We start from the raw sequence: 26,421 nt of genomic DNA, 5'->3' as shown, positions 1-26,421 counted from the left end.
CATCCCCGTCATGTGGGCAACCGCCGCCCCGGCAAAGGCTCTTGACGGCTATCGTGGTGCGTGAGCTTGCGGTCACAACCTGCTGGGGGGAACCGTGGTGCTGAAGCCGGAGCCGACCGCGCCGTTCCATTCGGTGCGGTACGTGCTGCGCGTCCTGGAGGCCGTGTCCAAGTACGGCGGCGGCGTGACCGAGGCCCGGATAGCCCGGGAGAGCGGGCTGCCGGCCGGTCATCTGGCTCCGCTGCTCTCCATGCTGCGGCGCGAGGGGTACGTCGAGCAGGTCACGGACGGCGCGTATGTGATCGGCGAGTCGCTGGCGATGCTCGGCTCCGGCACGGCCCGGCAGCAGGCCCTGGAGGACAGGCTCCAGAGCGCGCTGGACGAGCTGCGCGACTCGGTCGGGGCGGCGGTCTATCTCAGCCGCTACATCGACGGTGAGATCAAGGTCACACAGGTCGCCGACGGCCCGCTGACGCCCGCCGTCAATGAGTACGTGGACTTCCGCGCCACCGCCCACGCCAGCGCGATCGGCAAGTGTCTGCTGACCCAGCTGGACAGGGACGGCCGCCGTGACCATCTGGACCGCCACAAGATCGCCCGGTTCACCTCCCGGACGATCACCAGCGAGCGGCTGCTGTTCTCGCGGCTGGACAGCCAGGCGCCGACGGTGCCGGTGCTCGATCTCCAGGAGTACGCGCTGGGGACCGTCTGCGCCGCCGTTCCGCTGACGGCGGGCTCCACCGTGGGCTGCCTGGCGCTGTCGCTGCCGGTCGAGCACGCCCACCGGCTGAAGGGGGCGGCGGAGGCCCTGAACCGCAGGGCGGCCCCACTGGCCCTCTCGCTGACGATCTAGGTTTTCCGCCCGGTCCGGCCGGTCCGGTCGGTGGCCCAGGCGGTGACCCGCCGGTGGTCCCGGCCCTCGTCTGGCCCTGGTCCTGGCGGTGGTCCTGAGCACCCCGGACCACCGGGTATTATTTTCGAGTCAGCAGGCGCCGCTAGCTCAGTTGGTTAGAGCAGCTGACTCTTAATCAGCGGGTCCGGGGTTCGAGTCCCTGGCGGCGCACAGACAGAGGAAGGCCCCTCGCGGAAGCGGGGGGCCTTCTCTCGTTCAAGATCCTCAGACGACGGACCGCGAGCCGTCCACCATCGGGCTCACGCCGAAGATGCTGACCGCCTGGTAGTAGGTCCACGCCAGACCGTCGCAGGACGTCTTCGTGGCGCCGGAGTATCCCGAGCACACCCGCTTCAGGTCCGCGTAGAACGCGGAGTCCAGCCGGGCCTTGTTCGCCTCGAACTGACCGGCCGCCTTGTAGTTGCGGTACCCGAAGTCATGGCGGGAACAGGCGGTCTGGAACGGGAAGCCGAAGGGGTTGTCCGGCGAGGACGAGCAGTAGTCCGTGGACCAGTCGAAACCGTAGGCGGACCACGCGCCCTGGTTCCCTCGGGCCGAGACCCAGGAGTTGTAGCTGGCGGCGGACTCCTGCGTCCAGCCGCTGAGGACCTGCGGCTTGTCGGCCGGGGCGGCGACGGCCTGAGACGCCGTCACCAGCGATGCGGCGAGGGCGAGTACGGCTGAGGCGAGGGGAAGTGCCAGGCGTCTGCGCATGAAGGTGATCCTCCGGGCGAGGTATGGGGGGACATGGGGGGAAGACGCTCCACGCCCGGGTGGGCACGGAGCGTCCACAGACTGAGCGGCGCGGCTGTCGCATGGGTCTACGCGCGATGACCGACGCGGGAATGGTCCCCCAAATCGCGGCGTCGGCAAACCCCTTGGACAGCGAACTCCCGTCGGGTGGCGTCCAGTTGACACTTCCGTCCCCAGTTGACCGATCTGCGCCCGGCCGCCGGGGCGGCCGAAGGCGCCCGGTCTACCCGTCAACTCCCCGGTCCGCGCACGGGATCTCGACCCGCAGGACGGTCGGGCCGCCGGCCGGGCTGGACAGCGAGAGCCTGCCGTCCAGTACGGAGACGCGGTCGGCCAGCCCGGTCAGCCCGCTTCCCGCGCCCGCGCGGGCGCCGCCGTCGCCGTCGTCCGCTATCTCCAGTACCAGCCGCCCGTCGCCGTACCGGCCGGAGACGGTGACGCGGCGCGCCCCGCTGTGTCTGCCCGCGTTGGCCAGCGCCTCGCACACCACGAAGTACGCGGTGGCCTCCACCGCGTCGGAGAACCGCGGGACCCGTTCGATCCCCACGTCCACCGGCAGCGCCGAGCGGTCCGCCACATCCGCGACGGCCGCCGCGAGTCCGTAGTCGGTGAGGACCTTGGGGTGGATGCCCCGGATGAGTTCGCGCAGCTCCGCCAGCGCCTCACCGGCCTCGCGGTGCGCCGCGTCGATACGGTCGGCGACGGGGCCCGGCGGCGCGTCGAGCCGGGCCAGACCCAGCGTCATGGTCAGCGCGACCAGCCGCTGCTGGGCGCCGTCGTGCAGATCCCGTTCGATCCGGCGGCGCTCCGCCTCGAAGGCGTCCACCAACCGCACCCGGGAGCGGCTCAGTTCGGTGACCCGCCGGCCCAGCGCGGTCTCCCGGGGCGCGATCAGGATCCGGGTCAGTTCGGCGCGGGCGCCCGCCAGCACGCCCAGCGCGTAGCAGCAGACCGCGAGGAAGAGCAGGCCGAGCACGGCGAACGCGCACGCCATGGGCCAGGAGGTGACCGTCCACACCTTGACGACCTTCACCTCCTCGCCGTCCCCCACGGTGGCCAGCAGGACCGGTGTGGCGACCATGGCGAGCGGGAGCAGCAGACAGAGCGTGACGGCGATCGCGTCGAGCGGCCAGAGCACCAGCGCGAAGAGCGCCGCGTACGCCAGTTCCCGCCAGGTGGCACGCTCCTGGAAGCGGGTCCGCAGCCAGGGCCACAGCCCCGGTTCGGCGGGACGCCGGTGCGGATCGGCGGCGGGCCGCTCGTCGATCAGCCGTGTCCTGAACCGCTCGAACCGGGCCACCGGCAGTCCGCCGAGCGCCGAGACGGCGAGGAGCGGCAGCCCGACGAGTACGAGGGAGAGCACCGCGCCGACGGCGATGACGGCCACCGCCACCACCAGGACGGCGGCCCCGGCCGGTACGCCGCTGAGCAGATACGCCGCCGCGCGCCAGGGCCAGGGCGAGAGCGGGAAGTCCGGCCGGGCCAGGGCCTGCCACACGGTGCGGGAACGGGAGCGCATGGGAGGACGGTAGAAGGCGAACCGGAGGACGGGCCATCCACGCAGGCGGAGTGTCCGGGGTAGTGCCTGCCCTACCCCGGGACTAGGCCCTGCACTGGTGTGCCGGGCGGCGCGCGGCGGTGGACTGGACGCATGACCCACGACGCATTCCGCGACCGGCACGACGCCCGGCACCGCGACCGGCACGGCCACACGCAGAACGACGCGCATGGCCTCGCGCGGGACCACGTGCATGGCCTCGCCCAGGACCACGTGCATGGCGACGCCCACGGCGACGCGATTCAGCTGCGCTCCGTACGGAGGATCCATGGATCGGGGGACGGCGCCGTCGCCGCCCTCGACGACGTCTCCCTCTCCTTCCCCCGTGCCACGTTCACCGCCGTGATGGGCCCCTCCGGTTCCGGGAAGTCGACCCTGCTCCAGTGCGCGGCCGGTCTCGACCGGCCCACCTCGGGGTCGGTGTCCATCGGCGGGACCGAACTGACGGAGCTGACCGAGAGAGAGCTGACCCTGCTGCGCCGCGACCGTGTCGGCTTCGTCTTCCAGTCCTTCAATCTGCTGCCCGCGCTGACGGCCGAGCAGAATGTGGCGCTGCCGCTGCGGCTCGCCGGGCGCGCGACCTCGCGGGCGCGGGTGCGGGACGTACTGGACCGGGTCGGTCTGGCCGACCGCGCGAAACACCGGCCCAGCGAGCTGTCGGGCGGCCAGCAGCAGCGGGTCGCGCTCGCCCGCGCCCTGATCACCCGCCCCGAGGTGCTGTTCGCCGACGAGCCGACCGGAGCGCTGGACTCACGGACCGGCCGCGAGGTGCTGGCCATGCTGCGCTCCCTGGTGGACCGGGAGGGCTCCACGATCGTGATGGTCACCCATGACCCGGTCGCCGCCTCGTACGCCGACCGCGTCGTCTTCCTGGTCGACGGGCGGGTCGGCGGCGCGCTGACGGCGCCGGCCGCCGAGGAGATCGCGGCCCGGATGACCGCGCTGGAGGCCGTGCCGTGCTGAGCGTCGCCCTGCGTACGCTGCGCAGCCGCTGGACCACCTTCGTCGGCAGTTTCATCGCACTCTCGCTGGGGGTCGGGCTGATCGCCACCATGGGACTCGCCCTGGCCGCGAGCCTGGACGCGCCCGAGCGCCGCCCCGAGCGGTTCGCGAAGGCGCCGGTCGTGGTGAAGGGCGCCGACACCCTGCGCGTACCGACCCGGATCGGCGACCGGGTCGCGAAGCTGGCCAGTCCGCGTCCCGTACCGCCGTCCCTGGCACGGGAGTTGGCCGCGCTGGGCCGTACCGTCGAGGACCGTACGTTCGCGGTACGGGCCCAGGGCGGCCCGGCCGGGCTGGTGGGGCACCCCTGGTCCACGGCCGCCTTCGCCCCGTACCGCCTCGACGCGGGCCGGGCGCCGAGGGCGGCGGACGAGGCCGTGGCCACGGGCGACTGGACCGCGCCGGGCCGGCGGGTGCGTACCGACCGGGGGACGGTGACGATCGTCGGCACGGTCCGGGATCTGGGCTTCGAGCAGGCGCTGTTCTACCCGGACGACCGCGCGGCCCGGCTCTCCCCGGAGGTGGACCATCTGGTGGTGGACGCCGATCCACGTGCGGTACGGCAGAAGGTGGCGGGTGCGGCGGACGACGCCGCGGGCTCGGCCGACGCGGCGGGCACTGCGGCCGTACGGGTGCTCACGGGCGCCGACAGGAAGGACGCGGACGCCGATCCGGACCGTGACAGTGAGGCGCTGATCGCGGTGAACGCCATGCTCGGCACGGCGGCGGGGGTCACCGGGTTCGTCTCGGTCTTCGTGGTCGCGTCGACGTTCGCCTTCGCGGTGGCGCAGCGGCGCCGGGAGTTCGGGCTGCTGCGCACGGCGGGCGCCACCCCCGGCCAGATCCGGCGCATGGTCCTCGCGGAGGCGATGGTGGTGGGTGTGGTGGCCTCGGCGGCGGGCTGCGCGCTGGGCGCGCGGGGAGCGCCCCGGCTGGCGGCGTGGCTGGTGGACGACGGGCTCGCACCGCGCTGGTTCGCCATCGGGACGGACACCTGGCCGTACCAACTGGCCTTCTGGACCGGGCTGTCCGTGGCACTCGCGGGCGCGGTGGCGGCGTCCCTGCGGGCCGGGAGGACAGGCCCGGTGGAGGCGCTGCGTGACGCGGCGGTGGACACCGGGACCATGACCCGGGGCCGGTGGTTCTTCGGCGCCGGGCTGCTGCTGGTGGGGATCGGGCTGCCGGTCCACGCCCTGCTGACCGAGCCGGGCGGGCTGCTGGGCCGTAAGTCGTACACGAGCGGGCCGATGCCGCTGATCGTCGCGTGCGCGCTGCTCGCGCCGGTCCTGGTGCCTCCGCTCGCCCGGCTGCTCGCCTGGCTGCCCGCCCGGCTGCCGGGCGCGACCGGCCTGCTGGTACGGGAGAACGCGGCGGCCGGGGTCCGGCGCACCGCGGCCGTCGCCGCGCCCGTCCTGGTGACGGTGGCGCTGACGGGCTCGCTGCTCGGGGCCACCGCGACGATCGACGGGGCGCGGGCCGCCGAGATCCGGCAGCGGACCACGGCGGATTTCGTGATCTCCGCGCCGGGCGGCTCGGGCACGGCCGAGGAAGGCCGGGGAGGGGCGGGCGGACCGGGCGCGGCGGGACCGGGCTTCGACGCCGCGACGGTGGAGCGCGTACGGCGGGTCCCGGGCACCGTGGTCTCCCCCACCGCCGCGAGCGCCGTCCACGTACTGGAGGACGGCGTCGCGCTCATCCGGTCCGACGCCCGCGCGGCCGATCCGGCGGCGCTCGCCGCGACGGCCCGACTGCCGCTCGCCGCGGGCCGGGTGACCGATCTGGACGACCGCTCGATCATCGTCACCGAGGAGTGGGAGCGGCATACGGTCGGCGAGTCCGTGGACATCTGGCGGGCGGACGGTACGCGGACCTCGCTGCGCGTCGCCGCCGTCATGCGCATCGGGACCGGCGGCAACGGGGTGTACGTGACGCCGCGCAACGCGCCGGGCGCGCCCGTCGACCGGATCGATGTGAGCCTCGCGGAGGGGGCCGACGCGAGCGCCGTGGCGGCCGGTCTGCGTACGGCGGCCGGACGCTCGGGCGGACAGGTGTTCACCAAGGACGCGTGGGTGGCGGCCAGTTACCCGGAGACCGATGGCCGAACGCGGACGGGGTTCCTGCTGGTCCTGGGCATCGCGCTGCTCTACACCGGGATCTCCCTGGCGAACACCCTGGTCATGGCGGGTTCCGACCGGGTGCGGGAGCTGGCCGCGCTCCGGCTGGCGGGCGCCACCGCGCCCCAGGTGCTACGGCTCGTCGCGGCGGAGGCGCTGCTGGTCGTGGCGGTCGGAGCGGTGCTCGGCACGCTGGTGGCCGGGGTCGGTCTGGCCGGCTTGTGGGGCGCGCTGGGCGTCCTCCACGCGGGGTCCCCGCTCGTACTGCCGTGGGGCGCGCTCGGTGCGGCGGCCGGCGCGTGCGCGGTGCTCGCCGCGGTCTCGGCGGTGGTCCCGGCCGCGCTCTCCCTGCGTGTACGGCCGGTGGAGTTCGCGGGCACGCGTGAGTGACACGGGCCGCGGTGAAGGCCAGGGGAACCGTCCGGCTCGGGGAGCCACTCGTCCGGGGAGGCCACTCGCCTCGGGGAGCGCGGACCGCACGGCGGCGGACCGGGAAGAACCACGCCCCCCGAGGTTCCTACTGTGGAGACCTATCTCAGAACTGGACGTCGGAGCAGGCGTAGAACGCGTTCCCCGTGTCAGCGATGGTCCAGACGGCCACGATCAGGTGCCGGCCCGACTTCGACGGCAGCGTGCCCGAGTGCGAGAGCGTCGCGGGCGGCTGCTGGTTGTTGTACGGCACCGTCAGGAACGGCTGGGAGTCGAGGGCCGCCCGGGTGACCGGTGCGTTCGAGTTCCATCCGTTCTTGGTGATGTAGTACTTGAAGTCGGTCGTGGCGTGCCGGGCGGTGAACTGCCAGCGGAAGTTGTAGCTCTGGCCGCCCGATACCTTGGTGGTGGGCCAGGCACCGCCGCGCGGGTCGTCGAGCTGCGCGAACTGGCCGAGACCGCCGGAGCAGATCTTGCCGTCGGCGGGACCGCCGGCCGGGAAGCCCTTGGGCCCCTCGACGCTCTGCGGCTCCCACTGGATGTTGCCGCAGTTGCTCACGGTGCCGTTGGCACAGAGCTTCTGACGGCTGATCGGTGAGTCGGTGTAGCCGTGGCTGCTGGCACTGCCGGTGGCGAGCAGAGATACGCCCGCGACCGCGAGGCCGACCACGGCCGCGCCTATCTTCTTTCGCATGCTTCGCTCCAGAGAACGTGGGGAGTTCGGTGAGCCGTGCTGCGCGCGTGCAGGTGAGCGTTTATGCGGTCTAGACCAAGTCCTAGAGTATGGACAGAACTTGACCGTGTCCATAACAAGTACGAACAAGGTCCAGACCAATCACCGCCGTACGGTCACCATTTCTCCGCGGCTCCCTGACGACCCGTGTAGAACGCGACGGTGAGGTCCTTGACCAACGCCTTGCGCTCGTAGTCGTCCAGCTCCACCAGTCCCCGCGAGGTGAGCCGGTTCACCGTGTCGTCCACCGCGTCGACCACCGACGTCAGCACGGTGTCCCGGTGCCTGGCGTCGATCGCCGCGATCCGGCTGCGCTGCATCGCCGTCGCGATCTCCGGCGCGTACTCGATCCGGGTCGGCTGCGCCGAGAAGACCTCGACGCCGACCGGCCGGCACTCCGCCGACAGCATTCTGGTCAGCGCGTCGCCGACGGCCTCCGCGTCGCGCAGCGTCGGCGCCTCGTCGTGGAACGCGTCGGCCGGCAGCTGCGAGAGGACCCGCGCCATCGCGGCCTCCACCTGCTCGCGCAGATACTCCTCGTGGTCCTTGACGCCGAGCGCCGCGCGTACGGTGTCCCGCACCCGCCAGACCACCAGCACGACGACCCGCAGCGCGGTGCCGTTCGAGTCGACCGCGGGCACCGGCTCGCTGCGCCAGTGCCGCAGCCGTACGTCCACCCCGCGGCGGAGCAGGAGCGGGCTCACCCACAGCAGTCCCGTACGGCGCACGCTGCCCCGGTAGTCGCCGAAGAGCGTCAGCACCCACGCCTGGCCGACCCGGCCCCGGCCGAGCCCGCCGAAGGCGAAGAGCGTGACCGTCACCCCCAGCACGAGCAGGGCCCACTGACCGAGTCCGATGCCGTGGTACGCGCGCCAGGGCAGCCCGAGCACCCTGGACACCCCGTCCGGTACGGCTCCGGTCGACCACACCACCGCCGCGCAGCCCACGAGCGTCACGCATCCGACGAGGGCGGCGGCCCAGCCGGGCAGCACCGGCCCCGGCCGCTCGGTGAGCTTGGGATCCACGGGCGGCGCGGCGCGCGTCGGCGCGGCCGGCATGGGCGCGGGCCCCGGCACCCGGCGGACCCGGGGCTGCTCCCCGGTCCCCCACCGGCGTCCGACGACGGTGGGCCTGACGGGCTGTCCCACGGGACGTCCCGCGGGGTGTCCGGCGGGGTGTCCGGCGGTTTCGAGCGCGTCGGCCTCGTCGCGGAAGAGCAGATGGACGGGGATCTCCTGGGTGCTCTCGCCCACGATGAGCGGGCTCCACCGGGGAACACCCGCGGTGCGTACGAACGGAGCGGCCCCCGCGCCGGGCGCCGGGGCACCGAAGGCGGCGAGGACCGGGCGGTCCGCGTGCGGGTCGTCCCCGACGGGACCGGCGGGAGCGGGACCGATGCGAGCGGGACCGGCATGGACGGGATCGCCCTGGACAGGACCGCCGTGGACAGGACCGCCGTGGACGGGTTCGCCCTTCCCGAAGAGCACCGGCTCCGGGTGGCGTCCGCCCTCACTTCCGTCGTCGCGTCCGTCGTCGCGTCCGCCGTCGTCGGGAGCCGGCCCGTCCCTGCGCGTCGCGCCCTCCGGTACCAGCTCCGCCGTGTCCTCGTCCGCCGGATCGACCGTCGGCTCGACCGTGGGCTCGGGGGCCCGGTCCGGCACCCGCTCGGACTCGCACGCGAACTGAGGCTCGGACCGGGGCTCGGACTGCGGCTGGGAATCGGGTCCGGAACCGGGACCGGGTCCGGATCTGGGATCGGGCCGGTCCCGGCTCTCGTTTCGGCTCTCGTTCCGGCTCTCGTTCTGAGGCTCGGGCTCGGGGGTCAGCTCCACCGGGGGCGGTGTGCGCCGTACCGTGAACACGCCCCTCAGCTCGTCCTCGTCGCCATTCGGCCGCCACGTGGTCGTCATCCTTGCCTCCGTCATGCGAAGAGTCGCCGCCAGGTTTCCGGACCGGGGTAGCCGTTGGCCGCGCTGCCGCTCCAGCCCTGAGCGCGCTGGAACGCCTCGGTGTTCCGCCGGTCGGCCTCGGTCCAGACCCGGCCGGGACCCGAGGTGTAGTGCTTGCCGAAGCCCTTCTTCACCAGTTGTCTGCCGAACTGTTCGACATGGACGCTGGACTGGCCGGGCCGGAAGAACCCGACGCCCGGGAACCCCGCCGCCTTCCCCGTACCGCTCCCGCTCCCGTGCCCACCGCCACCGCCACCGACCGAGCCACCGCCGCCCCCACCGGCGGAGCCGCCGGGGCGCCCGCCCGCGTCCCCGGCCGGGATGTTCCTGCCCAGGCCCTTCACCAGCAGGTGCCAGGTCCCGGGCCCTGGCCGGCCGTCCGCCTCCGCGCCGCGCCAGCCCTGCGCGAGCTGGAACGCCTGCGTGGCCCGCCGGTCCGCCTCGCCCCACTCGGGTCCCGGGCCCTGGCTGTAGAACCGCTTGCCGCCCCGCTGGATCAGCAGCCGGCCGAGCCGGGCCACGTGCGCGTTGCGGGCGCCCGGCCCGAAGGAGCGCGCCCCCGGGTACGCCATCGACGCCGCGGCCCCGCTGCCCGTGGCCGAGTTCGGCCCCTTGCCTTCCGAGACCTCGGTCAGCCCCTTGTAGCGGTACGGCACATAGCGGTCGGGGTTGCTCCAGTACCCCACCGGCGTGGATTCCGTACGCGCGTGCGGCTTGGTCTGCTCGTAGGCCACGTAGTAGGAGTGCGTGTAGTCGGTCCAGCCGCCGAAGAGCGTGACGTGCGAGCCCTTGTTGGGGTCGGCCGGATTGTGGAAGAGCAGCATGTCCCCGGGCTCCAGCTCGTCCCGCGAGATCCGGACGCCGAAATCCGCCAGGCTGCCCGTCCACTCGTTGTCGGAGAGGTTCCAGGCCATCGACACATAGCCGGAGCAGTCCTGGCGGTACCCGTCCGACCAGTACTTCTCCATGCTGTACGGCACCTGCGCCTGCACCCACCGCTTGGCGCGGTTGATGATGTCGGCCCGGGTGGTCGCGCGCAGTTCGCCCGGCGGCTTGCTCGACTGTGGCCGCCCGTGCAGGGGACCGCTGCCACCCTGAGGAGTGACCGGATGCGGATCGACGGAGGTTCTGGTAACCCGATCGACGGATGTGCCGCCGGCCGTACCGGGCGGCGCCGCGGCCCATGCCGTGCCGGCGCCCGCTCCCGGCAGACCCAGCGCCACGCCCGCGGCGGTCGCCAGCACCAGCGCACGCCGGGCGCCGTGCGCGGCCGGATGACCACCGGCCCGTACCGCCAGCCCTCTGGCCAGATCGCGCCGGCGCTCGGCGCATCCCGCACAGGGGCAGTCGGGAGCGGGCTCGTACTCCTCGAAGACCGGGACGGTCATGCGATCCCCTCCACACTCATCAAGATTTTTTGGGCGCGGCTGCACGAGCGCCAGTGTGTCAACTGTCTGAACAAATCGCATTTTGACGGATCAAAGGTAAGAAAAGACAATCCGACAGGCCGCAACACCCATCAAATGGTCGGGGCCACCCCAGCCGATCGGGTAGAGTTGGCCAGGTCAGCAGGCGCCGCTAGCTCAGTTGGTTAGAGCAGCTGACTCTTAATCAGCGGGTCCGGGGTTCGAGTCCCTGGCGGCGCACGCACAGTCGAGGCCCCCTCACTTCACGTGAGGGGGCCTCGCTCGTTGTGTTTCACCACCCGTTGACGCGCCCGCTCACGCGCCCCCTCATACACCCGCGCACACACCCGCTCGCGCATGGGCGAATTCAGACAGGTGGCCGGTCAACTACACAGCGTCTTCACGTCACGCACCGTTGCGTCTCCATAGCCCCCGGCGCCTCGCGCACCAGTGGAGAAGTCGGTGAAGTACCGCCTGAGCTGCGACGTTTCCCGAAAGAACACGGTGACACCCCGCACCGCGTCGCTCACGATACGATTCCCCCGGGGCGGATGCCCCAAGGTTCTTCACACGATCAGACTGAGCTTGTGAACGCCAATGGGGCGTGCGGTCCGAACAGTTGGACGCGGTACGAGGGGATGCCCCAGCGGTGGATCCGGCGGGGGCGGGGGCCCCGTCCGCGCGGGGTGGCCGTATCCGGCGTCATGCAACCGGACAGCCGCCGTTTCCTCTCTATAGGGACGGGGACCGCACATTCACGCGTCCGGGGCGATGGTCGAGGGGGACCATTCCGGATGAATCGATCGACCGATCACGCCGAGCGAGCGTGCGGGGGGATGACTCATGACGTCGACGCCAGACGGCGGCCAGCGGGACAACGACGTTTCCCGGACCACCCAGCTCCGGATTCCCTCGCATCTCAGAAGGGGCGGGGGCCGGCAACGGCCGAAGCAGGACGTCCTGCCGAAGTACGACTACGAGCACTACAGCCGGCTCGCCGGACCCCTCACCAGGCCCGACCCGGCCAAGCCGTACCGCGTCCAGTACCGTTCGCTGCTCTCCCAGGAGCCGCACCGCATCCGTGCCGCCCTGCTGCTCGGCGCGGCGCCGCTGCTCTCGCTCGGTCTCTTCGTCTGGCTGATGCAGCCGCAGCACTGGACGGAGCGTGACCCGAACCTCAAGAACGATCTCCTGCTCGTCCTCGACATCGTGATGCTCGTCTCGATCGGACTGATCGAGCTGTTCCGTACGATGAATGTCCTCTCGAACGCGCACGCGACGCTGGTGGCGCGCGACCCGGTCCCGGTCGTGCCCGAGCCCCATACCCGCGTGGCCTTCCTCACCTCCTTCGTACCGGGCAAGGAGCCCCTGGAGATGGTGACGAAGACGCTGGAGGCCGCCGTACGGATCCGGCACCGCGGGCCGATGCACGTATGGCTGCTGGACGAGGGCGACGACCCGGCCGTCAAGGAGGTCTGCGCCCGCCTCGGCGTGTACCACTTCTCCCGCAAGGGCGTGGCGAAGTGGAACCAGGCCAAGGGCGCGCACCGCGCGAAGACCAAGCACGGCAACTACAACGCCTGGCTGGACGCGCACGGCGACGACTACGAGTTCTTCGCGTCCGTCGACACCGATCACGTACCGATGCCCAACTATCTGGAGCGGATGCTCGGTTACTTCCGCGACCCGGACGTCGGCTTCGTCATCGGCCCGCAGGTCTACGGCAACTACGACTCGTTCGTCACCAAGGCCGCCGAGTCGCAGCAGTTCCTCTTCCACGCGCTGATCCAGCGCGCGGGCAACCGCTACGGCGCACCCATGTTCGTCGGGACGAGCAACGCCGTCCGGATCAGGGCGCTCAAGCAGATCGGCGGCCTGTACGACTCGATCACCGAGGACATGGCGACGGGCTTCGAGATGCACCGCGCCAGGAATCCGCGGACCGGCAGGAAGTGGCGCTCCGTCTACACCCCGGACGTCCTGGCCGTGGGCGAGGGCCCGACCGCCTGGACCGACTTCTTCACCCAGCAGCTGCGCTGGTCGCGGGGCACGTACGAGACGATCCTCAAGCAGTACTGGCGCGGGTACGGCACGCTGCCGCCCGGCAAGCTCTTCAACTACACGATGATGATCATCTTCTACCCGATGTCGGCGCTCAACTGGATCCTGGCGGCGCTGAGTTGCGCGCTGTTCCTGGGGATGGGCGCCTCGGGTGTGCAGATCGACCCGGCGATCTGGATGATGCTGTACGGCAACGCCTCGGCCCTCCAGATCGGTCTCTACGTCTGGAACCGCCGGCACAATGTCTCGCCGCACGAGCCCGAGGGCTCCGGCGGGCTGGCCGGTATGGCGATGTCCGCGATGTCCGCGCCGCTGTACGCGCGGTCCCTGATGGACGCGGTCCTGCGGCGCAAGAGCAGCTTCGTGGTGACGCCCAAGGGCGACTCGTCCAGCCCGGACACGCTCTTCGGCACGTTCCGGATCCATCTCTTCTTCATCCTGGTCTTCGGCGGATCGCTGGTCTCCTCCTTCTTCTTCGGGCACGACCATCCGGCGATGATCACCTGGGCGACCCTGGCCATGCTGATCACGGCGGCGCCGATCATCGCCTGGCGCTGGGGGATGCGGTCGGCGGGTCAGGCGCCACCGGCCGTGCCGCGGCCCGCCGTTACGTACCCGGCCGCTCCCGGCCCGACGGCCCAGGACCCGGCGCTCCCGCGGACCGCGCCCACCGATCAGACCGTACGGATTTCCCTTGGGGGACATAAGAAATGAGCGCGATTCCCGTCCGGCACAATCACCGCAAGAACCGTGCCCGTCGCATAGCGATAGGCGCCGCGGTGATCGTCGCGGTGGCCGGCTTCAACGGACCCGCGCTCTACCGTTTCGGCTCCGAGCAGTACCACGACTACACGATCAACCGCCCCGCGTACAAGGCGGAGAACGGCCACTGGGACTTCCTGGACGTACCGGCCGACTTCACGATCAACTCGATCCACGCCTCCCTGCTGCACACGGGCAAGGTGCTGCTGATAGCGGGCTCCGGGAACAACCAGAAGAACTTCGACGCGGGCAAGTTCGAGTCGGTGCTCTGGGATCCGGAGACCAACAAGTACACGATGATCCCGACACCCAAGGACATGTTCTGCTCCGGGCACACCCAGCTGCCCGACGGGAACCTGCTGGTGGCGGGCGGCACGAAGCGCTACGAGAAGCTCAAGGGCGATGTCACCAAGGCCGGCGGCCTGATGATCGTCCACAACGAGGACCCGGACAAGCCGATCACGCTGCCCGCCGGCACGGTCTTCACCGGCAAGGGGAACGGCAAGACGTTCGTCTCCAAGGATCCCGTCCTGGTCGAGAAGGCGACGAAGGTCTTCGACAAGGTGACCGGCGCGTTCCTGCGGACCGAGCCGGGTCTGGGCCGTATCTACGTCGAGGCGCGTGAGGCCGGCAAGACGTACGAGACCGGCACCGAGGACAACTACCGCGTGCACGGCATGAAGGGCTCCGACGCCCGCAATGTCTACGGCATCGCGCAGAAGCTCGCGCTCGACAAGAAGGACTTCCAGGGCATCAGGGAGGCATTCGAGTTCGACCCGGTCGCGGAGAAGTACATCAAGGTCGACCCGATGAACGAGGCCCGCTGGTACCCGACGCTGACCACGCTCAGGGACGGCAAGGTCCTGGCGATGTCCGGTCTTGACGAGATCGGCCAGATCGTCCCGGGCAAGGACGAGATCTACGACCCGGAGACCAGGAGCTGGGAGTACACCGGGATCATCAGGAAGTTCCCCACCTACCCCGCGGTCTTCCTGATGGACAACGGCAAGCTCTTCTACAGCGGCTCCAACGCCGGTTACGGTCCGGCCGATGTCGGCCGCGACCCCGGGATCTGGGATCTGGACACGAACACGTTCGAGAAGATCCCCGGGCTGGGCGACCCGGACCGGATGGAGACCTCGGCGACGGTCATGCTGCCGCCCGCGCAGGACCAGAAGTTCATGGTCATCGGCGGCGGCGGGGTCGGTGAGTCCGACAAGTCCAGTGACAAGTCCCGGCTGGTCGATCTGAAGGACCCCGATCCCCGCTTCACGGACGGCCCGACACTGGAGAAGGGCACCCGCTACCCGAGCGCCTCGCTGCTGCCCGACGACAGCGTGCTGGTCACCGGCGGCTCGGAGGACTACCGGGGGCGCGGCGGCTCCGATGTGCTCCAGGCCCGGATGTACGACCCGGTCTCGTCCACGTACAAGCGGGTGGCCGACCCGGCGGTGGGCCGCAACTACCACTCGGGCTCGGTGCTGCTGCCCGACGGCCGCGTCATGATCTTCGGCTCGGACGCGCTCTTCGCCGACAAGGCCAACACCAAGCCGGGCGTCTTCGAGCAGCGGATCGAGATCTACACCCCGCCGTACCTCTTCCGCGACGCACGGCCCACGCTCTCGGGCGGCCCGAAGCGTGTCGAGCGCGGCGGCACGGCGGCCTTCAAGACGAAGGACCCGGCGTCGGTCAGGACGGCGAAGCTGATGCGACCGAGCGCGGTCACCCATGTCACCGACGTCGAACAGCGGTCGGTGGCCCTGGACATGAAGAAGACGGCGGACGGTATCGAGGTCACGGTCCCGAAGAACAGCGCGCTGGTCCCGCCGGGCTGGTACATGCTGTTCGTCACGGACGAGGAGGGAACGCCGTCGGAGGGCGTGTGGGTGGAGATCCCGTAGCGGGAGCGCTGTTGAGGGTCTCCTGTTGAGGGCTCCTGTTGAGGGACTCCCGTAGGGGCGGGTGGAGCCCGCCCCTACGCCTCCGGGATTCCCCGGCTATCCGCCGCTGTCGCGCGCCAGGTCCAGGGCGTAGTCCGGGTACCAGTCCCCCGCCTTGGGGCCGCCCTTGCAGTCGCCGTCCGACTCTCCCGGGCGCTTGATCCAGAGATACGCCTTGACCAGCGGGTCGCCGGTTTTCGTCGTCGGGTGTTCGCCGAGCGCCCGGCCCGGCGGGTTGCACCAGTTCTCGGCCGGATCGCCCTTCGTGTAGGGGCCGTTGCCGTTGCGGCTGGTGTCGATGACGAAGGGCTTGCCGCCGACCTTCGCGGAGAGCCGCTTGCCGAAGTCCGCGCTCGCCGCGGTCGGGTAGAAGTTGGACACGTTGACCGAGAAGCCGTCCGCGTCGGCGATGCCCGCCCGCTGGAGCGGTTCGAAGAGCGCGTCCGGTGTCTGCCAGCCGGCGTTGCCCGCGTCCAGGTAGACCGAGGTCGCCGGCTGCCGCTTGAGCCGCTGGACGGCGCCCTTGAGCAGGTCGTACCGCTCCTCGTGGAACTGGCCGGGCGTGCAGCCGTCCACCAGGTGCAGGACCGCGTCGGGCTCCAGGATCACGGTCGCCCGGCGGTCGCCGATGCCCTTCGCGACCTGGTCGACCCACGCGCGGTACGCGTTGCCGTCCGCGGCGCCGCCCTTGGAGAACTGGCCGCAGTCGCGGTGCGGGATGTTGTAGAGGACGAGCAGCGCGTCGCGGTCGGCCTTCGTCGCCGCTTCCGTGAAGCCCTTGGTCTGCGTCTCGGGGGTGTCGGGGCCGATCCACTCGGCGACCGGCTGTTCGGCGATCTTCCGGATCAGCGCGGCGTTCCCGGAGTCGCCCGCGCTGTCGTACGCCGCGACCTGACGGGCCGCCCTGCCGTCGGGGTTGACCCAGTACGGCGCGTCCGCCTTGGGCCGCTGGCCGATCGGCGCCGACTTCGTACCGCCGCCGTCGCCTCCGTCACCGCCGTCACCGTCGCCGTCGGACGAACAGCCCGCGAGCAGCAGCACCGCCCCGGCCGCCGCCACACCGGCCCGTACGCGTCCGGCCCCGGCGCCACGGCCGCGACCGGAATAACTGCCGTACATCCACTCCCCCTTGGTGCACCGTCACTGCGTCGCCGTCACTGCGTCCGGGATCCGGAGCCCGGAGCCCGAGGTCCTGGGCAGCCCTCCCCCGGCCCCACGGCCGGGCCCGCCCGGTCGTCGCCAATCCTGGCATACCGGTCCCTGGCCGGGCCGGGCCGCATCAGCTGTCACGCGGCTCGCTCACTCCTGTCAGATACGCCGAGACCACCACATTCGCCGTGTAGGAGTCCGTCGCGCGGTCGAAGGTTCCGCCGCAGGTGATCAGCCGCAGCTCCGCGCGGGACTTCTTGTGCGGCCCGTAGACCTTGTGCGCGTCGAAGCGGTCCCTGCCGAAGACCCGCACCTCGTCGATGGTGAACTCGGCGGTCCTCCCGTCGGCCCTGGCCACCCGGATCTTCGCGCCGGGCCGGGCCGCGCTCAGCCCGTGGAACACGGCCGGTTTCGTCTCGGTGTCGGCGTGGCCCACGAACAGCGCGGCGCCCTCCGCGCCCGGCTGGACCCCGCCGCCGTACCAGCCGACGGCGCGCGGTGTCGCGTACGGCGGCGGATCGATCGCCCCGGTGCCATCGAGCCCCCGGGGCACGACCGGCGCGTCGATCCCCATCGACGGCACCTCCACCCGCCGTGGCTCCGCCGGGTCCAGCGGGGCACGGGCCGGTGGCCGCACCACCCCCTGCGGACGGCCGACCGCCGCCACATCGCCGGTGGTGAGCGCGGACCACCCGCCGGGTTCCTCACCGGCGTCGCGGCCCCAGAGCCAGAGCACCAGCAGCAGGACGGCCCAGGTCACTCCGGCCAGCAGTCTGCCGACGCCCGGGGTGGCGCTCCGGCCGGCCATGTCAGTCCGAGTCCCGGTCGGAGTGGCGCGAGCGCCGTGCGCTCCTGAGGGCCACGGCGACCGCCGCGACGCCCGCCAGGACCAGGCCGATCACCGCGTGCGGGGTCCCGGGCCCGGTCGCCTCGGCGGCCGTCCGCGTATCCGTCCGTACGTCCGTCTGTACGTCCGTCCGTACGTCGCCCGCGCCCCGTACCTCGTGTACGTCACGTACGTCACCCACGTCCGTGGCCCTGTCCGCGGCCGCGGACAGGGGCGCCGTACCGCCGCCGCCCGCCCGGACCGGTGCGACGGGACTGGCGTGCTGCTCGGGCCGGTCCTGCCTGGCGTGGGCGACGACCTCGAAGCGGCCCGCGCCCGCGTGACCATGACCGTCGCAGCGCACGTCGATCTCGTATCCGCCCTCCTTGACGGAGGATCCGATCACGGTGGATCCGGTCAGCGCGCCGCCCGCGCGGTCTCTCAGCTCCGCACCGGCGACGAAGACCCGCGACACGGCGGCTGCCGAGCCGCTCCGGCAGCCCTCGGCCCTGATCTCGATCTCGCCGCCCGGGGCGACGGCGGACGGGGTGACCGTGACCCGTACGGAATCATGGGCCTGCGCGGTGGCGGCGCCGAGGACGGGCGTGGCCACCAGCATGGCGACCGCCCCCGCGCCACGGAGAGCGAGCAACCCTGAACGCATCGTGTACCTCCTGGTACACGACAGACTCACGCGCGCCGGGGGTTTTCGCATCCTCAGCGCGCGGTCACTCGCTCATACGCCGCACGGACACACTCAGACGCCCCGCCGACGCGCCCTCAGACGCGGTCGATCAGATCGGCGATCGAGTCGACGATCGTCGACGGGCGGAACGGGTAGCGGTCCACATCGCCGGGGGTCGTCACGCCGGTCAGCACCAGGAAGGTCTCCATCCCGGCCTCCAGTCCGGCCAGCACATCGGTGTCCATCCGGTCACCGATCATCGCGCTGGTCTCGGAGTGCGCGCCGATGGCGTTGAGCCCGGTCCGCATCATCAGGGGATTGGGCTTGCCCGCGAAGTACGGCTCCTTGCCGGTGGCCTTGGTGATCAGCGCGGCGACGGCGCCGGTCGCGGGCAGCGGTCCCTCGGTCGAGGGGCCGGTCTCGTCGGGGTTGGTGCAGATGAACCGCGCTCCGCCGTTGATCAGCCGGATCGCCCTGGTCAGCGCCTCGAAGCTGTAGGTACGGGTCTCGCCGAGCACCACGTAGTCCGGCTCGTGGTCGGTGAGGATATAGCCGATGTCATGCAGGGCCGTGGTCATCCCGGCCTCGCCGATGACATACGCCGTACCGCCGGGCCGCTGGTCCTCCAGGAACTTGGCGGTGGCGAGCGCGGAGGTCCAGATGTTGTCCACGGGCACATCCAGCCCCATCCGGGCCAGCCGGGCCTGGAGATCGCGCGGGGTGTAGATGGAGTTGTTGGTGAGGACGAGGAACGGCCTGCCCGACTCCCGCAGTCGCTTGATGAACTCGGCGGCGCCGGGGATCGGGACGCCCTCATGGATGAGGACGCCGTCCATGTCGGTGAGCCAGGACTCGATCGGCTTGCGCTCTGCCACTGGACTGTTCTCCGCTCTGCGGTGGCCAATAATGCACGGTCCGACACGCCCAGCCTAACCAGGGCGTGCGGTGGACGGCACAGGGTCCCGTCCACCGCACGCGGGCCGCCGCCGGGGCCGGCCGGTCAGCTGCCGGTGGCCGACTTCCAGGCGTCTATGTACACGTCGAGGTTCTTCTCGATGTCCTTCCAGTCCGGCTCGAAGATCTCGACTCCGTCGATCAGTTTCGTGAGCGCGACGGCGTTGGCGTCGGTGGGCTTGATGTCCGTACGGGCCGGGAAGCCGCCGCCGATCTCGCTGACCTGCCGCTGCGCCCGCTCGGCCAGCATGAAGTCGAGGAGCTTCTTGCCGTTGGCGCTGTGCGGGGCCTCGCTGACCAGACCGGCCGCGTAGGGCAGTGCGAAGGTGGTGGGCCCGCCGCCGTCCTTCGCCGGGAACCAGATGCCGAGGTTCGGCATGGACCTGGCCTGCGCGAAGTTCATCTGGACGTCTCCGTTGGCCACCAGGATCTCGCCCTTGTCGACCTTGGGCGCGAGCTTGGAGGTGGAGGACGACGGGCCGACGTTGTTGGCCTGGAGCTTCTTGAGATAGGCCATCGCCGGCTCCTTTCCGCCGAAGTCGTGCATGGCCTTGATGACCACGGCCGTACCGTCGCCCGCGACACCGGGCGTCGAGTACTGGAGCTTGTTCTTGTACGCCGGGTCGAGCAGGTCCTCCCAGGTCGTGGGCGCCTGCTTCAGTTCCTTGGTGTTCCGGATGAAGCCGAAGTAGTTGTTGACGACCGCGGTCCAGGTGGAGTCGGCCGATCTACCGGCCGCGTCGAGGTGCTCGGCGCCGCGCGGATCGTACGACTGGAGCAGCCCCTTGGCGTCGGCCTGCTGGATGAACGGCGGGAGGGTGACGAGGACATCGGCCTGGGTGTTGGACTTCTCGCGGACGGCGCGCTGTACGACCTCGCCGGAGCCGCCCTCGACGTAGTCGACCTTGATGCCGGTCTCCTTCTCGAAGTCCTTGAAGACCTGGTCGTACCAGCCGTCGCCGTTCTCGCCCTTGAGTCCGTCGGCGCTGTAGACGGTCACGGACTTCTCGTCCGAGGCGGTGGAGGAGGAGCCGCAGCCGGTGAGGGAGAGGGCGAGGACGAGACCGCCCGCGAGCAACGGCACGGCGGGGAACGGCACGGCGGGGAACGGCTGGTGGGTGAAGGCGCGCATAACGTGGTCTTCTCCTAGCGGAAAGTGGCTTGGGTGCGGATACGGGACAGGGCGAGCAGCACCAGCAGCGTCGTGCCCATCAGGACAACGGCGACGGCCGAGCCGGTGAAGAGGGAGCCGCGGTCGGTGGCGGTGAAGATCCGCACCGGCAGGGGCATCCAGTCGGGCGGGTAGAGCATCATCGTGGCGCTCAGCTCGCCCATGGAGAGGGCGAAGCAGAGGCCGGCGGCCGCGTTGAGCGACGGCAGCAGGAGCGGGATCCGCACCCGCCACAGCACGTACGCGGGACGGGCGCCGAGCGACGCGGCGGCCTGTTCGTACATCGGGTCGAGCCGCCGGACGGCCGCCGACACCGACTGCTGGGCGAACGCCGTGACCAGCACGGTGTGCGCCAGGATCACGATCCAGCGCGTGCCGTTCAGCAGCAGGGGCGGCCGGCTGAACGCGACCAGTACGGCGAGCCCCACGACGACCGACGGCACGGCGACGGGCAGCATGAACAGCGCGTCGAGGAGGCGGCGTCCGCGCCTTTCGAGCGCGGCTCCGGCCAGCGCGGCCCAGGTTCCGATGGTCAGCGCCAGCAGGCTCGCGGTGACGGCCGTGATCAGGCTGGTCGCCAGGGCCTGGAGGGATTCGCCGCGCACGGCGGCGCTGTAGTGCCCGGCGGTCGGCCCGGAGGGCAGCGCGCCCGACCAGTTGGTGGAGAACGACGCGGCGACCACGACGAGCAGCGGCAGCGCGAAGAGCGGAAGGAAGAGGACGAGGAAGCCGCCCCAGGCGGCCCACCGTCCCGTACGGCTATGCACCAGCACGGCGAGCCACCATTCGGTAGACGGCGTACAGCCCGACGGAGAGCGCGACATTGACGACGGCGACCACGCAGGCGGCCGGATAGTCGGATTCGAGGATCGCCTTGCTGTAGACGAGCGTCGGCAGGGTCGTGACGCCCTTGGCGCCCGTGAAGAGCACGATGCCGAACTCGTTGAGGCAGAGGACGAGGACGAGACTGCCGCCGGCGGCGAGCGCGGGCAGCGCCTCGGGCAGGATGACCCGCCGCACGATCCTGGCCGGCCGGGCACCGAGCGAGGACGCCACTTCGAGCTGCGCGGTGTCGAGTTGGGAGAAGGCGGCGAGCAGCGGGCGTATCACGAAGGGCGTGAAGTACGTGATCTCCGCGAGGAGCACGCCCCAGGGGGTGGTCAGGAACTGGACCGGCCCGGACGCGGCGCCCGTGAGGTCCGTCCAGGCGCCGTTGACCATGCCGACCGTGCCGTAGATGAACAGCAGCGCGAGCGTGATCAGGAAGGACGGGAAGGAGAGGAAGACATCGATGAAGCGGGCGACGGCCCGGCTGCCGGGGAACGGTACGAAGGCGATGACCAGGGCGAGGGCGAAGCCGAGGACCAGACAGCCGGCGGTCGAGCCGACGGCCAGCCAGACCGTGGTGGTGAGCGCCTCCCGGAAGGCCGCTGAGGCGAAGACCTCGGTGTACGGCTCGATGGAGGTGCCGCCCTCGTCGGGGGAGAAGGACTGCCGGACGACCAGGGCGAGCGGATAGAGGAAGAAGAGACCGAGGACGGCGACGGGAGGCAGAACCCAGAGAAGCCTCCGGCCGCGCCGGGCTCCACGGGGCCCACGGGTCTTCGGCGTCTCACGGTCCTTGCGCGCCTCGCGGTCCTTGCGCGCCTCGCGTTCTTTGCGCGTCTCGCGTTCTTTGTACGTCTCGCGTTCTTTGCGCGTCTCGCCTTCTTTGCGCGTCTCGCCTTCTTTGCGCGTCTCGCCTTCTTTGCGCGTCTCGTTACGGTTCTCCCGCGTTTCGTCGCGGTCCTTCCGCGTCCCGGGCCGCCGTACGGACTCCCGCTCCGCCCTCTCCCCGGACACGGCACTAGACATCGGGGCCACCGGTCCCCGCGCCCGCGGGCAGCAGCACCGCGTCCTCGGGCGCGAAGTGCACGGTCACCTCGTCGCCGAGGGCGGGGGGCTCGCGCAGTTCCCGAACGTCCGCCTTGAGCCGGTGGCCGGCCACCTCCACGTACAGCCGGTGGGTGGAGCCGCGCCACTGCACCTCGGCGACCGTGCCGCGCAGGGCGTTGGGCCCGGCGCCGAGCCCGACGAGGTGCGGGCGTACGCAGAGGGTCGCCGTGGCGCCCCGCGCCGCGTCGCCGGTCGCGACCTCGATCTCCGTACCCGCGAAGCCGACCCCGGCCGCGCCGACCGTGACGGGCAGCAGATTCGCGTTGCCGACGAAGGACGCCGTGAACTCGGAACGGGGGTTGCGGTACAGCTCGCGCGGGGTGCCGCAGTCCATCAGCCGCGCCCGGTCCATGACGGCGATCCGGTCCGCCAGGGTGAGCGCCTCGACCTGGTCGTGGGTGACGTACAGGATGGAGACGTCGGGCAACTCGCGGTGCAGCCGGGCCAGTTCGGTGAGCATTCCGGAGCGCAACCGCGCGTCGAGCGCGGAGAGCGGCTCGTCGAGGAGCAGCACCCGGGGGCGGATGGCGAGCGCGCGGGCGATGGCGACGCGCTGCTGCTGACCGCCGGAGAGTTCGCGCGGATAGCGCCGGGCGTACGCGGCCATGCCGGTCAATCCGAGGGCCTCGGCGACCCGGCCGGGGATCTCGCCCCTGGGGACCTTCGGGTCCCGCTGCGCCTTGAGCCCGAAGGCGACGTTCTCCTCGACCCGCAGATGCGGGAAGAGCGCGTACTGCTGGACGACCATGCCGATGCCGCGCCGGTACGGCGGCAGGTCGGTGACGTCCCGGCCGCCGATGAACACCCGCCCGGCGGCGGGACGTACGAATCCGGCGACGGCACGCAGCGCGGTCGTCTTGCCGGAGCCGGAGGGGCCGAGGAGCGCCATGAACTCCCCCGGCTCGACGGTCAGATCGAGGGAGTCGAGGACGGTGGTCCCGCCGTACGCGACGGAGACGCCGTCGAAGCGGATCCCGCCGCGCGAGGAAAGGGACGCGGACGAGGACACGGACGGGGACGCGGGGGTGGGCGAGGGCGTGGGCGTGCGTGTGGGCGTGCGTGTGGGCGTGGGCGAGGGACCGGCATCGGGCGTGGTGTCGAGGACGGCTTCGGAGGTGGCGTCCCCGACCACGGGGTCGGTGGTCATCACTCCGCCTCCGCCGCGGCGAGGGCGGCCGGCAGACCGGCGACCGACGTCAGGACATGCGTCGCGCCGTTCGCCTCCAGCGCGTCCCGGTCATGAGCACCGGTGAGCACGCCCGCGACGATCCGCGCGCCGGACCGTACCCCGCTGAGCATGTCGTACGACGTGTCACCGGCGACCGCGATCTCCCGGACCCCGTCGGCCACGCCGGTGCGCAGGAAGGCCGCCAGCACCATGTCCGGGTACGGGCGCCCGCGCCCGCCCGCGTCGGCCGGGCAGAGGGTGAGCTCCACCAGGTCCCGCCAGCCCAGGGCGTCGAGGATCGCGTCCTGGGTGACGCGGGCGAAGCCCGTGGTCAGCACCACCGTCCGGCCGTCGGCGCGCAGCTCCTCGATGGCCTCGCGCGCACCGGCGACGGGCACGATGTGCCCGGCGGCGACCAGCTCCCCGTACGCCGTCTCGAAGGCGGTGTTGGCCTGCTGGGCCCTCGCCTCGTCGCCGAAGAGATGCCGGAAGACGGAGATCTTGGACTCGCCCATGGTGGCGCGCACATGACCGAGCATCGACTCCGGCTCGGCGCCCATCCGGCGCACCGCCGCCAAGAACGCGCGCTCGACGAGTCCGCCGTCGGCGACCGTGGTGCCCGCCATGTCCAGCACGACGAGCTTGATCGCGCCCTTGGTGCTGTCGGTCGGCTTCCCCGTCCCGTCCGGCCTGTCCTCCTTGTTCGGCCTGTGCTCCTTGTTCGGCCTGTCCTCCTTGTTCGGCCTGTCCACCCTGTTCACCTCGTTCGCCTCACTCACCCTGGTCGCCTCGTTCACGCTGCTCACCTCACTCACGCTGCTCACCTTGCTCACGCTGCTCACCAGTCCAGTTCGTTCGCGGTCGTCTCGGCGATGGCGGGCGAGCACGTCATGCCGCGCCCGCCCGGCCCCGTCACCAGCCACACCCCGTCCCGCACCCGCTGCCGGTGCACGACCCGGCTGGTGTCGGTGCACTGCGCGTACACCCCGGCCCAGCGACGCCGGATCCTCGGCAGCGGCCAGCCGAGGAACGACTCGACGACGGCGGTGAGATGCGCGTACGGGTCGTCCAGCAGATCGAAGGCGAAGGGGTGCGCGTACTCATGGGTGTCGCCGATGGTCAGCCCGCCGTCCTTGCGCTGCACCATCAGCAGTTGCATCCGGTGCTCGGCGGCCACGGGAGCCTGTGCCTGCCCGGAGTTGAGCGCGTCCAGCGCCACGCTCGCGTAGGCCGGGTAGTAGCGGAAGCTGTCGGCGTCGGCGACAGAGGTCGTGAGGTCCTCGCCGAGCGGATCGGTCTGCATCATCTGGAGGCGCACGCGGCGCACGGGCAGATCGGGCACCAGCTCGCAGACGAGCCCGCTCAGCGCGGCGCCCGTACAGAGGATGACGGCGTCGCCGGAGTGCGTCTCGCCGTGGTCGTCACGGACGGCGTGCTCCCCGACGACCTCACGGACCTCCCGCCCGCCGAGGTACGTGTACCGCCCGGAGGCCAGCAGCTCCCGCTTGAGGGCGAGCTGGGCCGTACGCGGCTCGACCGCCGCGTCCCGTTCGCACCACAGCGCGGCCGTGAAGTCACCCCGGAGCGCCGGGTTGATCTCCCGCGCCTCGGCGGCGGTGAGCAGTCGGTAGCCGCGGGCGGCGGCGTCGGGGCGGGAGACCGCCGACTCGGCGACGGCGAACTCCAGTTCGGTACGTACCGGCGTCAGCGAACCATTGGCCCGGAAGCCCAGCTCAGGGACGCGGCGGCCGATGTCCTCCCACAGCTCGCGGGCCCGCAGCGCCGTCTCCAGCTCCTCGCCGCCCGCCCGGCCGCTCACCCAAATCTGTCCGAAATTACGGAGAGAGGCCCCTCGCGCCTCGGTCTCACGCTCGATCTGTACGACCTCGTGGCCGCGGTTCACTGCGTGCCAGGCGTGCATGGTTCCCACCACGCCGGCTCCTACGACGATGACTCTCACGACGGCAACGCTCCTCGCGGGTGGTGGCCCGGAGCCGTCCAGTTGGCGATCGGACGGTGAACGGGCGCTCAAGTTCGGACTAGACCCGTTACCTATCCGTGATCGCGCGAGATATTCACCGCCGCCGTGGCGACTGGTCGCCAGTCAGTCGCGGGCCGTCAGTCACAGGCCGTCAGTCGCGGACCGTCAGTCGCGGACCGCGCCGAGGTGGGTGGTGAAGCTGAAGCGGTCGCCGCGGAAGAGAGTGCGTACGCGCTCCAGCGGGGTGCCCTCCGTATCGCGGGACACCCGGTGGATCAGCAGCATGGGCAGCGCCGGCGGAGTGCCGATCAGCAGCGCCTCGCGCGGGGTGGCGAGGACGGTCTCGATCCGTTCGTCCGCGTCGCCGAAGGAGATACCGAGCCCGTCGCGGAGATACGCGTAGAAGGACGAGTCGGGGTCGAACTCCGTACCCAGGGAAGGCGCTCGGGCGACGGAGACATACGTGCTCTCCAGGCCGACCCGCTCGTCGTCGGCCAGCAGCACCCGTTCCATGTGCCAGACCGGCTCACCACGCTCCACCCCGGTTTCGGCGGCCAGCGCGGGCGGGCAGGGGAAGCGGTCGAGCGAGATGAGGCTACGGCCCGGCCTGCGGCCCTGCCTGCGCACGCCCTCGGTATAGCTGGCGAGCGAGAGCGGCTGCTCCAGCTTGGGGCCCGCGACGACCGTCCCCCGGCCCTGTCTGCGCAGTCGGCCCTCCAGCAGCAGTTCGCGCAGGGCCTGGCGCACGGTCTCGCGGGAGACCTCGTACCGTACGGCGAGATCGCGTTCGGTGGGGAGCAGCCCTCCCTCGCCCAACTCCTCGATCAGGACGGCGACCCGCGCCTTGACCGCGTAGTACTTGGGGATGCGGCCGTGCTCCGGAATACCGGAGCGGACGGGGGCGCCAGGTGCCTGATCGTTCGGGTAGTCCACTGGGGGATGTTCGCATGGGG

Annotated in this window: 21 protein-coding genes and 2 tRNA genes; 7 read left to right on the top strand and 16 right to left on the bottom strand. The window is 71.4% G+C overall.

Annotated features, from left to right (window positions below):
* Nucleotides 1–94: 94 nt before the first annotated feature.
* Nucleotides 95–853 carry an IclR family transcriptional regulator C-terminal domain-containing protein gene (locus ACIOGX_RS06170; RefSeq protein ID WP_356508554.1) on the top strand — a complete coding sequence of 253 codons (759 nt, stop codon included), beginning with the start codon at nucleotides 95–97 and terminating at the stop codon, nucleotides 851–853.
* Nucleotides 854–989: 136 nt separating this feature from the next.
* Nucleotides 990–1,063: transfer RNA gene (locus tag ACIOGX_RS06165), tRNA-Lys, on the top strand.
* A gap of 54 nt (nucleotides 1,064–1,117) precedes the next feature.
* On the opposite strand, the gene ACIOGX_RS06160 is transcribed toward ACIOGX_RS06165, so the two are convergent.
* On the bottom strand, nucleotides 1,118–1,606 hold the full coding sequence (locus ACIOGX_RS06160) for a phospholipase (protein WP_356508556.1): 489 nt from the start codon (nucleotides 1,604–1,606) through the stop codon (nucleotides 1,118–1,120).
* A 262-nt stretch (nucleotides 1,607–1,868) separates the two neighbouring features.
* Nucleotides 1,869–3,164 (bottom strand): sensor histidine kinase, encoded by a 1,296-nt coding sequence (locus ACIOGX_RS06155; RefSeq protein ID WP_401910757.1) that lies wholly within the window; start codon nucleotides 3,162–3,164, stop codon nucleotides 1,869–1,871.
* A gap of 132 nt (nucleotides 3,165–3,296) precedes the next feature.
* On the opposite strand from ACIOGX_RS06155, the gene ACIOGX_RS06150 reads away from it, so the two are divergent.
* Nucleotides 3,297–4,166: an ABC transporter ATP-binding protein gene (locus ACIOGX_RS06150; protein WP_401910754.1), complete on the top strand. Its 870-nt coding sequence runs from the start codon at nucleotides 3,297–3,299 to the stop codon at nucleotides 4,164–4,166.
* Nucleotides 4,160–6,709 (top strand): FtsX-like permease family protein, encoded by a 2,550-nt coding sequence (locus ACIOGX_RS06145; protein WP_401910751.1) that lies wholly within the window; start codon nucleotides 4,160–4,162, stop codon nucleotides 6,707–6,709. Before ACIOGX_RS06150 ends, ACIOGX_RS06145 begins: the two co-directional genes overlap by 7 nt.
* Before the next feature lie 145 nt (nucleotides 6,710–6,854).
* Here the strand turns inward: ACIOGX_RS06145 and ACIOGX_RS06140 are convergent, their stop codons facing one another.
* The 3 genes from ACIOGX_RS06140 to ACIOGX_RS06130 all read right to left on the bottom strand — a co-directional run bounded on the left by ACIOGX_RS06140 (nucleotide 6,855) and on the right by ACIOGX_RS06130 (nucleotide 10,818).
* On the bottom strand, nucleotides 6,855–7,442 hold the full coding sequence (locus tag ACIOGX_RS06140) for a lytic polysaccharide monooxygenase (protein ID WP_129769013.1): 588 nt from the start codon (nucleotides 7,440–7,442) through the stop codon (nucleotides 6,855–6,857).
* A gap of 155 nt (nucleotides 7,443–7,597) precedes the next feature.
* Nucleotides 7,598–9,391: an SPFH domain-containing protein gene (locus tag ACIOGX_RS06135; RefSeq protein WP_401910748.1), complete on the bottom strand. Its 1,794-nt coding sequence runs from the start codon at nucleotides 9,389–9,391 to the stop codon at nucleotides 7,598–7,600.
* An 11-nt stretch (nucleotides 9,392–9,402) separates the two neighbouring features.
* Nucleotides 9,403–10,818 (bottom strand): peptidoglycan-binding protein, encoded by a 1,416-nt coding sequence (locus tag ACIOGX_RS06130; protein ID WP_401910746.1) that lies wholly within the window; start codon nucleotides 10,816–10,818, stop codon nucleotides 9,403–9,405.
* 184 nt (nucleotides 10,819–11,002) lie between these two features.
* Between ACIOGX_RS06130 and ACIOGX_RS06125 the strand changes: the two genes are divergently transcribed.
* The 3 genes from ACIOGX_RS06125 to ACIOGX_RS06115 all read left to right on the top strand — a co-directional run bounded on the left by ACIOGX_RS06125 (nucleotide 11,003) and on the right by ACIOGX_RS06115 (nucleotide 15,560).
* Nucleotides 11,003–11,076, top strand: a tRNA-Lys gene (locus ACIOGX_RS06125).
* Between the two features lie 603 nt (nucleotides 11,077–11,679).
* On the top strand, nucleotides 11,680–13,611 hold the full coding sequence (locus ACIOGX_RS06120) for a glycosyltransferase (protein ID WP_401910743.1): 1,932 nt from the start codon (nucleotides 11,680–11,682) through the stop codon (nucleotides 13,609–13,611).
* Nucleotides 13,608–15,560, top strand: a complete 1,953-nt coding sequence (locus ACIOGX_RS06115; protein ID WP_356508571.1) for a galactose oxidase-like domain-containing protein — start codon at nucleotides 13,608–13,610, stop codon at nucleotides 15,558–15,560. The genes ACIOGX_RS06120 and ACIOGX_RS06115 overlap by 4 nt, the downstream gene beginning before the upstream one ends.
* 96 nt (nucleotides 15,561–15,656) lie before the next feature.
* On the opposite strand, the gene ACIOGX_RS06110 is transcribed toward ACIOGX_RS06115, so the two are convergent.
* The 11 genes from ACIOGX_RS06110 to ACIOGX_RS06060 form a co-directional block, all read right to left on the bottom strand.
* Nucleotides 15,657–16,718, bottom strand: a complete 1,062-nt coding sequence (locus tag ACIOGX_RS06110; protein ID WP_401767724.1) for a glycoside hydrolase family 6 protein — start codon at nucleotides 16,716–16,718, stop codon at nucleotides 15,657–15,659.
* Nucleotides 16,719–16,878: 160 nt separating this feature from the next.
* Nucleotides 16,879–17,556 (bottom strand): class F sortase, encoded by a 678-nt coding sequence (locus tag ACIOGX_RS06105; protein ID WP_401910739.1) that lies wholly within the window; start codon nucleotides 17,554–17,556, stop codon nucleotides 16,879–16,881.
* Nucleotide 17,557: 1 nt separating this feature from the next.
* Nucleotides 17,558–18,238: a hypothetical protein gene (locus ACIOGX_RS06100; RefSeq protein ID WP_401910736.1), complete on the bottom strand. Its 681-nt coding sequence runs from the start codon at nucleotides 18,236–18,238 to the stop codon at nucleotides 17,558–17,560.
* Between the two features lie 116 nt (nucleotides 18,239–18,354).
* Nucleotides 18,355–19,134: an HAD-IIA family hydrolase gene (locus tag ACIOGX_RS06095; protein ID WP_356508579.1), complete on the bottom strand. Its 780-nt coding sequence runs from the start codon at nucleotides 19,132–19,134 to the stop codon at nucleotides 18,355–18,357.
* A 125-nt stretch (nucleotides 19,135–19,259) separates the two neighbouring features.
* The gene (locus tag ACIOGX_RS06090) at nucleotides 19,260–20,345 is read right to left on the bottom strand and encodes a 2-aminoethylphosphonate ABC transporter substrate-binding protein (protein WP_401910734.1); all 1,086 of its coding nucleotides are present in this window, start codon (nucleotides 20,343–20,345) and stop codon (nucleotides 19,260–19,262) included.
* A 14-nt stretch (nucleotides 20,346–20,359) separates the two neighbouring features.
* A complete protein-coding gene (locus ACIOGX_RS06085; RefSeq protein ID WP_401910732.1) occupies nucleotides 20,360–21,157 on the bottom strand; it encodes an ABC transporter permease in 798 nt (265 codons plus the stop codon).
* The gene (locus tag ACIOGX_RS06080; protein ID WP_401911985.1) at nucleotides 21,144–21,938 is read right to left on the bottom strand and encodes a 2-aminoethylphosphonate ABC transporter permease subunit; all 795 of its coding nucleotides are present in this window, start codon (nucleotides 21,936–21,938) and stop codon (nucleotides 21,144–21,146) included. The genes ACIOGX_RS06085 and ACIOGX_RS06080 overlap by 14 nt, the downstream gene beginning before the upstream one ends.
* Nucleotides 21,939–22,230: 292 nt before the next feature.
* Entirely contained in the window at nucleotides 22,231–23,466 is a 1,236-nt protein-coding gene (locus tag ACIOGX_RS06075) for an ABC transporter ATP-binding protein (RefSeq protein WP_401910729.1), read from the bottom strand.
* Nucleotides 23,466–24,134 (bottom strand): phosphonatase-like hydrolase, encoded by a 669-nt coding sequence (locus tag ACIOGX_RS06070; protein WP_401911982.1) that lies wholly within the window; start codon nucleotides 24,132–24,134, stop codon nucleotides 23,466–23,468. The genes ACIOGX_RS06075 and ACIOGX_RS06070 overlap by 1 nt, the downstream gene beginning before the upstream one ends.
* Before the next feature lie 191 nt (nucleotides 24,135–24,325).
* Entirely contained in the window at nucleotides 24,326–25,447 is a 1,122-nt protein-coding gene (locus ACIOGX_RS06065; RefSeq protein WP_401910726.1) for a TIGR03364 family FAD-dependent oxidoreductase, read from the bottom strand.
* Between the two features lie 186 nt (nucleotides 25,448–25,633).
* The gene (locus ACIOGX_RS06060; protein ID WP_356508591.1) at nucleotides 25,634–26,401 is read right to left on the bottom strand and encodes a GntR family transcriptional regulator; all 768 of its coding nucleotides are present in this window, start codon (nucleotides 26,399–26,401) and stop codon (nucleotides 25,634–25,636) included.
* Between the last annotated feature and the right edge of the window lie 20 nt (nucleotides 26,402–26,421).

This window comes from Streptomyces sp. NPDC088147 (assembly GCF_044741565.1).
Classification (GTDB): domain Bacteria; phylum Actinomycetota; class Actinomycetes; order Streptomycetales; family Streptomycetaceae; genus Streptomyces.
This window is presented reverse-complemented; position numbering and strand designations above follow the sequence as displayed.